Raw genomic sequence first — 9,999 nt, forward strand, 5'->3', positions numbered from 1 at the left:
ATTTACACTTGGGTTAAGGGCGCAATCGCACCGCTTTGTAACCGCTCTAAATCTGTTTTTACCATTTTTTCTAAAAGTTCCTCAAAGCTTACTTGGGGTTCCCAGCCAAGATTTCTTTTAGCTTTACTAGGGTCAGCTACTAGTTGAAAATGCTCATCTTGTCTCAATAAACTGGTATTTAAAACTATATAGCGCGTCCAATCCAATCCGACAGACTCAAAAGCTGTGGCAACTAAATCTCTAACACTGTGCAGTTTTCCAGTGCCAATCACATATTCTTCTGGTTCATTGACTTGCAACATGAGCCACATAGCTTCTACGTAATCTCCCGCAAAGCCCCAATCGCGTTTCGCATCTAAATTACCCATTTCTAAGGTGTCAGTTAAACCCAATTTAATCGATGCGGCTGCCAAAGAAACTTTTCGGGTTACAAACTGAGGTGCGCGGAGAGGAGACTCATGGTTATATAAAATTCCACTACAGGCAAATAGGCCATAGCGCTGTCTGTGATGCACCATCGTCCAGTGGGCGTGCATCTTGGCCGCAGCATAGGGATTTTTGGGACGAAAAGGCGTTTCTTCATCTTGAGGCGAACTAAATACATCGCCAAACATTTCCGAACTGCTGGCTTGATAAAATCTGGTAGACAAACCAACCTGTCGTACTGCTTCCAAAAGTCTGGTAGCTGTACCAGTGATCAAATCTAGGGTTCCTAATGGGTCGTTCCAAGAGTCGGGTACAAAACTGGGAGCCGCCAAATTGTAAATTTCTTGGGGACGTAGTTGCTCAACTGCGGTCAACAGCGCCCCACTATCCCTCAAGTCAACCGTAAAAATTTCTACCTGATTCGCCAGTGTTCCCAGCTTTGTCAAATTAGGTTGTCGATGGGGAGGTACTAATCCTACAACTCGATAGCCACGGTTGAGGAGCAAATGGCTGAGATAATAGCCATCTTGACCAGTTATTCCTGTAATGAGGGCTGTTTTAGTCATAATCTGTCCCCTATTATCTCTATCTCTATTAAGGACTAAATAGCAGTTGTGGGAGAAAAAACATTCCGACTCTCAACACTGCTGACAAATCTTAACAAGGGAGCTAATATAACTCGAATGCTATCTTTACTGTATTCACTAATTCTTTTTATACAAAAATATTTTTGAGATTTTACAAAAAAATCATAATAACTAAGCAATTTTACGCAAAAAATACATTATTCCAATTCAAATCATATTGAAAAAGGAATATACTTTATCAATCAAATAACTACATTTTGTAGCAAAGAGTTTTTCCGTTCATACTTCTGTTTTGAAGTAAGTGGTTTAACTTCGCTTTTCTTATTGTGCTTCTACAGAGTATTTGACGATGAGAAGGCAATTTCTACCATCTGCACCACGTTCGTATACAACACGGTCTGCCAACCGCCGGAGGAGGAACCATCCATACCCGCCTACTTGTAGAGTACCTGGGGCTGGCTCTGCGATCGCATCAGGATTAAAAGGTTTTCCATAATCCCAAATTCTAATCTCTAGGCGATCGATCCACAGATCAACGTTAATTTCAATGGTTGTTTCTGGGGGTAAAGCATGATGAGCGTGACGAACAGCGTTGGTAAAACCTTCTGCTAATGCTAAATTGAGGCGATCTAGTTGAGTTTTTGACCAGCCAAGTTGAGACAGATGTTGCAGACAAAATTGCTCGAACCATTCTTGCACCTGGTTTAGGAGGCTGAGTTCGCTCTTAACCTTCAGATGGTCTTGCTGCACTATGGTAAACATTAACTGTGACTTAAATATAAATAAACCCAAGTTGCTAGTTATTAAATTTTGCATGATTCGCCAAATTGTTCTGATGTAGAAAAATCTAAATTGAGATATTTTATCTACCAAAATACAAAACATGAACGATTTTGGCATTTATAGCGTTGTAACTAGCAACTTACGTTAATTAAGTGAAAAATGTTTATATTTGATGAATTTTGGTGATTTTAGATTTTGGGATAGCTTTTCAATCCAAAACTCCAGATCCCGAATGCAATCTGAACTATTAAAATTGACGCCTGTAGATTTCTTCCAAAAACATATCTGTAATATGCTCTTGAAACTCACAGGCGTCAAAGCACTTTGTAGTGACTAATTTAGAATAGTCCCAAGGTCAAAGATTTATCCAATGGCAAGGCAGCACCAATACCCAGCCACACGGTGACAAGAGTGCCAACGAGGAAGACTGTGGTTGCAACTGGACGACGGAAGGGGTTTTGGAACTTGTTGACGTTCTCAATAAAAGGAACGAGAATTAGCCCAACTGGTACAGAACCCATTGCTAACACTCCTAAAAGTTTGTTAGGAAGCGATCGCAAAATTTGGAAGACTGGATACAAGTACCACTCTGGTAAAATTTCCAATGGTGTGGCAAAAGGATTTGCTGGTTCACCGGTCATTGCAGGATCTAGCACAGCTAGAGCCACAATTGCAGCGAAGGAACCCATGATCACGATTGGAAAGACATAAAGTAAGTCATTAGGCCAAGCGGGTTCACCATAGTAATTGTGACCCATGCCTTTGGCGAGTTTGGCTCTTAACTGAGGATCGCTCAGGTCAGGTTTTTTTTGTGTTGCCATTTTGAAATGTGCTCTCCTGCTTAAGTTAAATTAAAGCATTTGTGAAGGCTATCAGCTACTAGGCAAACCTAGCAGGCAAAAAGCAGCGTTTTGTTTGTCTACGTTTATCCACCTGGAAGGAATTGACAGCTTTGGGCTTCAGATGAAGTGTTTATTTTTGGGAACTTATGTGCAATTAAATTTATTGTGTTTCATAAGTTTAAAACAAACAACTTCATCTGAAAACTGACAAATCTTGCCTTTCGCTAATAATTGAGATTACAAAGGCCCGGAAATGCCTTGCTTGCGGATCATCAAGAAGTGAAACAGCATGAAGACTGCAATCAACCAAGGCAGCACAAAGGTGTGTGCGCTGTAGTAACGAGTTAGTGTTGCTTGACCAACACTTGAACCGCCGCGCAGCAGGTCGGAGATCAGAACGCCAACTACGGGAATTGCTTCTGGTACGCCACTAACGATTTTTACAGCCCAGTAGCCAACTTGATCCCAAGGTAGGGAATAGCCGGTAACTCCAAAGGAAACTGTAATTACAGCTAGGATGACACCGCTGACCCAAGTTAGTTCGCGGGGCTTTTTAAAACCACCTGTGAGATAAACCCGGAAGACGTGCAAAATCATCATTAACACCATCATGCTGGCAGACCAGCGATGGATGGAGCGAATTAGCCAACCGAAGTTTACTTCATTCATGATGTACTCCACTGAGGAGAACGCTTCAGTGACTGTTGGCCTGTAGTAGAACGTCATGGCAAATCCAGTGGCAAACTGGATGAGAAAGCAAACCAGGGTAATACCACCCAAGCAGTAGAAGATGTTGACGTGGGGAGGGACGTACTTACTAGTAACGTCTTCAGCGAGTGCCTGAATCTCCAGGCGTTCCTCAAACCAGTCGTAAACGTTGGCCATACAATCTCAAGTTCCTAAAAGTCGGTTGCGGTTGATAAATCCCGAAGCTTTAAATCGGCGACTAAAATTCTGATGGTTCCAAGCCTCGGCATCCTGCGGGTTCGCCCAAGGGGTTGCCGCAGGCTAGGGTAACAACAGAATTGTCTATGGACTTCTCATAAGCCGCCTCTTATGACTTCTCTCCCAATTAGCAATTTTGGGATTTTGGTAAAGACGAGTTTATTTCGTTTGCTTGTCAGCTTTCAGCGTGCTAAGAGTCTTCAGAAACTTTACACTCTGTAAAGAAGGAATATATTGCGATCTCTTTACGCCCCTGCACAGAAAATGGTGGACACAAAGTAGATTTTATCCTTTCGTGAGTGGATACAACGCATCAGTTGACTGAACAACTTGATGAGAGAAATGCACCACTTCTATAAAAAAAGTAACATAATCGAGAGATAGATTTCATCAACAACAGGACAACTGAGCATTTCTAGGCAATTTGGGTTGAGGTGGAATTGATAATGGGGTTCATGAACAAACAAGTCTTTCGGGTTGGATTTTCGTTGTTAATGGCGTTTTGGTTGGCGTTTGGTACGCTTACCCAGCCTGCGGTGGCTTTAACGGGGGAACAAAAGCTGGTTTCCGAAGTATGGCGAATTGTTAATCGCACTTATCTAGATGAGACTTTTAATCATCAGAATTGGGCGGCTGTGCGGCAAAAAGTTCTAGAGAAGCCGCTTACAGACGCAAATGCCAGTTATGCGGCAATTGGGAAGATGCTCAAGAGCCTTGATGACCCTTTTACCCGCTTTTTAGACCCGGAACAGTACCGCAGCTTAAAGGTCAATACTTCTGGGGAACTGACTGGGGTAGGATTGCAAATTGTCCTGAATCCTGAGACTGGGAAGTTGGAAGTAGTGGCTCCTATAGCAGGTTCACCAGCAGATAAAGCGGGGATTAGACCACGCGATCGCATTCTTAAAATTGAAGGCGTGCCCACAAAAAATCTTACCCTAGATGAAGCTGCAACTAAAATGCGCGGGCCAAGTGGCAGCCTTGTTACTCTCCTCATCGAACGGGATGGAGAGCCAGAAACGGAAATTAGATTAACGCGCGATCGCATTGCTCTTAACCCTGTGGTTTCAGAATTGCGTGTTTCCACTGAAGGTACATCTATTGGTTACCTACGTCTCACTCAATTCAATGCCAACGCCTCAACGGAATTGGCACACGCTATTTCTAGTCTAGAAAAAAAAGGCGCTGCTGCCTACATTCTAGATTTACGAAATAATCCTGGGGGATTATTGCAATCAGGAATTGAAATTGCCCGTCAGTGGTTAGATTCTGGTACTATTGTCTACACTGTGAATAGACAAGGCATTCAGGGTAGTTTCGAAGCCTTTGGGCCAGCCCTGACGAACGATCCTCTGGTAATTTTGGTGAATCAAGGAACTGCCAGTGCTAGCGAAATTCTGGCTGGCGCACTCCAAGATAACGGTCGTGCCCAGTTGGTAGGCGAAACCACTTTTGGTAAGGGTTTAATTCAATCTTTATTTGAATTATCAGATGGTTCGGGATTGGCAGTCACAATTGCTAAGTATGAAACTCCTCAACACCGGGATATTAACAAACTAGGTATTAAGCCAGATAAAGTGATTTCCCAAGATCCAATTAACCGCGAACAGATTGGTACTGAAGCGGATCTGCAATATCAAGCAGCAGTGGAACTTTTGAAGAAAGACTTGGTTGTGGCAGGAAAAGTGTAAAAGCTAAAGAGTTAAAAGAGGTTTCTTGATTAAGCTTACGGCTTACGCAAACAATAACCAAAACCAGGATTTACAGGTAAGGGCAATACCCTGCGTGAGTACCCCTACCTGGTTAAGTTTTGTGTAAGTCCTAAAGCTAATTAGGCGGTACTACATGAATTGTCAAATTTTGTGCCTTTGCCAAGTTCGGACTCGACGCTAATTTGACAACCATGTTTTTCCACAATCATTTTATGAGCGATGTCTAGACGACAAGCCGCTCTGTGTCTACGCTAATCCCAACCCTGTATTTTTACTGCTAGCTTTTGTCATCAATAAATGATCAGGTTCGCAAATGTTAAGCAATATCTGGTTAATTAATAGCCTTTTTAAAGAGGGTTAGTGAGGATCTAAAAGTGCTTAAAGTTTAGAGAAAAACACTTTTCCAACAACCTCTTGTGACTACTGAATTCAGAATAGCTGAATTTTTCTTCAATTGACAGCCCCTAACTGCGTAAGCGCGTCTTCTGTGACACGGCAAATTCGCCAATCATCTAATATAGATGCTCCTATACTACGGTAGAATGCTTTAGCTGGTTCATTCCAATCCAACACACTCCACTCTAACCGTCCACAGTCACGTTCTATAGCTATCTGGGCTACTTTAGAAATAAGAGCTTTACCAATACCTTGCCTACGATACTCTGGTAAAACAAATAAGTCTTCCAGATAAATTCCGGGCTTGGTCAAAAATGTTGAATAATTATGAAAAAATAGGGCAAAAGCAACAGCTTGACCAGCAGTTTCTGCTAAAATCGCTTCTATATATCTGTGCGAACCAAATAAATGCTCCTTAAGTGCCAGAGCATCGCCAGTGACAGCATGAGATAATTTTTCATACTCAGCAAGTCCCTGAATTAATTGAAAAAGTACGCTGTAATCAGTTGGTTCAGCAAAACGCAAAATCAAATTGCTACACGAAGTCATTTGTCTATAGTCTACAGTTCATAGTCCATAGTCTATAGGTAACTGTGCAATTTTTTTTTAAAATGACTAAACAAAAGCCGAAAAAGGTACAGAATGACCGTTTTTTGAGAGTTGCGGTAGTCGAAGCTCAAGAAATATAAATATACCAGCCCCTAAATTCATTATTGGAGCTAATTAAGTCAAACCATGCGGGTAATTCAAAATTCAAAATTCAAAATTAAATATCTATTTTTGAATTTTGAATGGGAACGAAGTGATGATCAGGTATTGCGTCTCTATCTCCGTAAATGTAACTAAATTAACCAACCTTTTAAGCGTTTAGCTATGTGGGGACGGCGCAATTTTCGCATCGCTTTGCTTTGAATTTGGCGCACTCGCTCACGGGAAAGATTGAACATATTGCCAACTTCTTCTAACGTACAGGGTTCGCTGGTGGTCAAACCATAACGCAGAGAAATCACATCTTTTTCTCGTGGAGTTAACACATCACCTAGTACTTCCCAAATCTCCTGACGCATCATGTTTTCATTCATTTTTGCTTCTGGAGACAGGTTATCTTCATCTTCTAGCAAATCCATCAATTCCGTGTCTTCTTCTTTACCGACACGGTGGTTGAGAGAAAGTGCTTGACGGCGTAGCTGTTGTAGTTGGCGTAGTTGTTGTACGCTAATTTCCAAAGCTTCTGCCATTTCACCTTCGGTAGGATTCCGACAGAGTTTTTGCTTTAGTTCCCGTTGAGCTTTTTTGAGTTTGTTAAGCTTTTCAACAATATGAATAGGTAGCCTGATTGTCCGCGCATCGTTAGCTATAGCCCTGGTAATCGCTTGTCTAATCCACCAATAGGCATAAGTAGAAAACTTATATCCCTTATCTGGATCAAACTTTTCTGTAGCGCGATTTAAACCCATTGCTCCTTCCTGAATTAAATCCAGAAAAGGCACTCCCCGATTTAGATATCGTTTGGCAATAGAAACTACTAACCTCAAGTTGGAGCGAATCATTTTGCGTTTCGCTACTCTACCTTGATACAAGCGACTTTCTAGTTGCTTTTCGGTCATTTCTAGCTCGGAAGCTACTTCTAGTTTGGTAGGTTCCTGTCCTAGTTTTAAGTTTAAAGCAACTTGTAATTCCCTAATTTCCTCTAGAAATCTAACTCGCCGCGCTAACTCTACTTCTTCATCAGCTTTTAAAAGCGGATAACGCGCCATCTCTTTAAAAAACGCGCCGACGGCATCATCATGCTCGGTTTTATTGTATCCCGAAGGGCGGGCCGCCGCCATGTCATCTCCATCGCGTTCATCTGATTCCAGATTTTCTACTACAATTGGAGGCTCTTCATCTGCCACTGCATCTAAACTATCGAGTGATGGTTCTTCAATATCAGCAGCATTCTCCAGTATTTCCATTTTTCCCAATTCAACAATGTTCATAGTTTCCTTTAGGGATTGTTGTTTTGTTTGGTACATAATTTAGTTACAGCTACTCGTTTGAGGCTTGGTAGTTTTCCCTAATGGACGAATGCACCCCTTTATATGGCGAAATAGAAGCTTCTGCTAATTTCTATTCAAGAATAAAAATCTATATCTACTTACAACCTATGGGTTACAGTTAGATACAACCTATAACGTAACTGACCTTAGCACCCAACAAAACTTTCTTCTCAGGCTTTTAACAGATTATATTCTTCATTTTTTTCTTAATTACCAAATATGTCAAACCCCCTCAAACTTTCTCAACCTGAACAAACATAAAAATCTCAGCTAACCATCCAAATTTCTTAAACTTTCATATATTTTTCTAAATATATATTAGGTATTTGGAAGTCACTGGATAAATTTAAAACCTGGTGATGGGGTTATGCCTTCCCAACTTCAAGTTACCCAAATGATACAAATTACAATTATGGCAGCTTAATTTTGGGATGATCTTATTTGTATAAAAGCATCTCATATACAGAAAGGGTTGAATATCTATCGATAGGCGGAAAAAGGCTACTCCCTATTTAGTAGATAGAGCAACTGTTGCAGCAAGTGCCGACATGCTTTTATTTATATAGTGGGTACCAAATATTTATTGCATGTATAGTTGATACGAATTTGTCTAGTAGATTACATAAGAGGAAACTTATCAAGTATTATGAAGGATAACAGTATTGAAAAATACTATTTAAATTTAAGAAAGCAAAAAATTAGAGTTTAGTTAGCTAGGTTAATTTTGACCAGCTATGTGAGGAAAACATCTAACTTTATAGTCAGGAACTATGTATATTAATGGCATAAGTTTATCTCCTTTAGTAGTGGCTGAACCTAGCGAATCGTACCAATCAGGTATAACTCTTAATAGATGGGTTGAAGTACTGGTAGACTGTCCAGGAAGTACAGGATTATTTACTTATCGATTGCCAGCCCAGTTAGAAATAAAACCAGGGGATATTTTGAGCGTGCCATTTGGGGCACAACAATTAGGAGCGATCGCAATTCGGTTACTGGCACAACCAAATGTTGATTTAGCACCAGAAAAAATCCGAGAAGTAGAAGATATAGTCAGCGTTGGATTTTTCCCAAGTGCTTATTGGGAATTACTCAATCGAGTTGCTGCATATTACTATACGCCTCTGATTCAAGTAATCCGGGTTGCTCTACCACCAGGGTTGCTGGGGCGATCGCAGCGCCGTATCCGCCTTGTTAGAGGAGGGGGAGGAGGGGGCAAGGGGCACACTTCTCTACGAGACGCTGCGCGAACGGCTACGCTCAGTGACCAGGGAGCAGGGGGAAGTAGTTATTTGCTAGCACCTTCCGATCCTTTAGCTTTCTTGACTCCTACTGCGCGGCAAGTTTGGCAACTTTTGCAAGTGCAGCCTGCGGGGGATTATAGTTTCGCCTACCTTCAACAAAAAGTCAAATCTGCCTATCGGGGAATTCGGGAGTTGCTGCGATTCGGTTTAGTAGAAAGCTATTTAGAACCGCCACGGCTGACTCGACCAAAGCTACAAAAAGCAGTCACGCTGACAGGTATAATTGATAGCGACTTAACTACCCGCCAGCGAGAGATTTTGGAAGTGCTACGGCGGCATAATGGGGAGTTGTGGCAAAATGAATTACTGCAAATTTGCAATGCTAGTTCTTCTATTCTCAAAACGCTCACACAAAAGGGTTACATCGTTATTGAAGAACGGGAAGTATTGCGAACCGAACAGGGCCCAGTATTGGCACCCGATGGGGCTAAATCTTTAACTGCTGCCCAAGCTAGCGCTTTAAAAACAATCCAGACATTAGATGGATTTGCTGAAGTTTTATTGCATGGGGTGACAGGTTCAGGAAAAACCGAAGTATATTTGCAAGCGATCGCACCTCTCATCAGCCAAGGTAAATCTGCCCTTGTCTTAGTACCAGAAATTGGACTTACACCCCAGTTAACCGATCGTTTTCGCGCCCGTTTTGGCAATAAAGTCAGCGTTTATCACAGCGCCCTCTCCGACGGCGAACGCTACGACACTTGGCGGCTTATGCTCACAGGAGAACCCCAAGTTGTTATTGGTACGCGTAGCGCAGTTTTCGCGCCTTTGCCCAACTTGGGTTTAATTATTTTAGATGAAGAACACGACAGTAGCTTTAAGCAAGACTCACCCATACCTACTTACCATGCCCGCACTGTCGCTAAATGGCGAGCCGAATTAGAAAATTGCCCCTTATTGTTAGGTTCCGCCACCCCTTCCTTGGAAACTTGGGTAAGCGTGGGGAGGCAGGGGAGCAGGGGAGC

At 42.0% G+C, this 9,999-nt stretch carries 8 protein-coding genes; 2 read left to right on the forward strand and 6 right to left on the reverse strand.

What is annotated here, in order from left to right; genetic code table 11:
* Positions 1-2 precede the first annotated feature (2 nt).
* The 4 genes from G1O98_RS21825 to petB form a co-directional block, all read right to left on the reverse strand.
* A complete protein-coding gene (locus G1O98_RS21825) occupies positions 3-992 on the reverse strand; it encodes a GDP-mannose 4,6-dehydratase (protein ID WP_163931702.1) in 990 nt (329 codons plus the stop codon).
* A gap of 342 nt (positions 993-1,334) precedes the next feature.
* Positions 1,335-1,775 carry an anti-sigma regulatory factor gene (locus tag G1O98_RS21830; protein WP_041565844.1) on the reverse strand — a complete coding sequence of 147 codons (441 nt, stop codon included), beginning with the start codon at positions 1,773-1,775 and terminating at the stop codon, positions 1,335-1,337.
* A gap of 359 nt (positions 1,776-2,134) precedes the next feature.
* On the reverse strand, positions 2,135-2,617 hold the full coding sequence (petD, locus tag G1O98_RS21835) for a cytochrome b6-f complex subunit IV (RefSeq protein WP_012407122.1): 483 nt from the start codon (positions 2,615-2,617) through the stop codon (positions 2,135-2,137).
* Between the two features lie 258 nt (positions 2,618-2,875).
* Positions 2,876-3,523 (reverse strand): cytochrome b6, encoded by a 648-nt coding sequence (gene petB, locus G1O98_RS21840; RefSeq protein WP_012407121.1) that lies wholly within the window; start codon positions 3,521-3,523, stop codon positions 2,876-2,878.
* Between the two features lie 506 nt (positions 3,524-4,029).
* Between petB and ctpA the strand changes: the two genes are divergently transcribed.
* A complete protein-coding gene (gene ctpA / locus G1O98_RS21845; RefSeq protein WP_163931705.1) occupies positions 4,030-5,274 on the forward strand; it encodes a carboxyl-terminal processing protease CtpA in 1,245 nt (414 codons plus the stop codon).
* A gap of 471 nt (positions 5,275-5,745) precedes the next feature.
* Here ctpA and G1O98_RS21850 read toward each other — a convergent pair whose 3' ends face one another.
* Both G1O98_RS21850 and G1O98_RS21855 read right to left on the reverse strand, forming a co-directional pair.
* Complete coding sequence (locus G1O98_RS21850) at positions 5,746-6,240, reverse strand: GNAT family N-acetyltransferase (protein ID WP_163931708.1); 495 nt, start codon at positions 6,238-6,240, stop codon at positions 5,746-5,748.
* A gap of 293 nt (positions 6,241-6,533) precedes the next feature.
* Positions 6,534-7,706, reverse strand: a complete 1,173-nt coding sequence (locus G1O98_RS21855) for an RpoD/SigA family RNA polymerase sigma factor (protein WP_163931711.1) — start codon at positions 7,704-7,706, stop codon at positions 6,534-6,536.
* A 794-nt stretch (positions 7,707-8,500) separates the two neighbouring features.
* On the opposite strand from G1O98_RS21855, the gene G1O98_RS21860 reads away from it, so the two are divergent.
* Positions 8,501-9,999 (forward strand): DEAD/DEAH box helicase (locus G1O98_RS21860; RefSeq protein ID WP_163931714.1); only part of this gene is annotated, 1,499 nt, incomplete at its 3' end.

It is taken from the genome of Nostoc sp. UIC 10630 (assembly GCF_010747425.1).
In the GTDB taxonomy this organism is placed as follows: domain Bacteria; phylum Cyanobacteriota; class Cyanobacteriia; order Cyanobacteriales; family Nostocaceae; genus Nostoc.

Coding starts and splice junctions, on each gene's coding strand:
- G1O98_RS21825 (WP_163931702.1), bottom strand. CDS start 992: ATGACTAAAACAGCCCTCATTACAGGAATAACTGGTCAAGATGGCTAT.
- petD (WP_012407122.1), bottom strand. CDS start 2,617: ATGGCAACACAAAAAAAACCTGACCTGAGCGATCCTCAGTTAAGAGCC.
- petB (WP_012407121.1), bottom strand. CDS start 3,523: ATGGCCAACGTTTACGACTGGTTTGAGGAACGCCTGGAGATTCAGGCA.
- G1O98_RS21830 (WP_041565844.1), bottom strand. CDS start 1,775: ATGTTTACCATAGTGCAGCAAGACCATCTGAAGGTTAAGAGCGAACTC.
- ctpA (WP_163931705.1), top strand. CDS start 4,030: ATGGGGTTCATGAACAAACAAGTCTTTCGGGTTGGATTTTCGTTGTTA.
- G1O98_RS21855 (WP_163931711.1), bottom strand. CDS start 7,706: ATGTACCAAACAAAACAACAATCCCTAAAGGAAACTATGAACATTGTT.
- G1O98_RS21850 (WP_163931708.1), bottom strand. CDS start 6,240: ATGACTTCGTGTAGCAATTTGATTTTGCGTTTTGCTGAACCAACTGAT.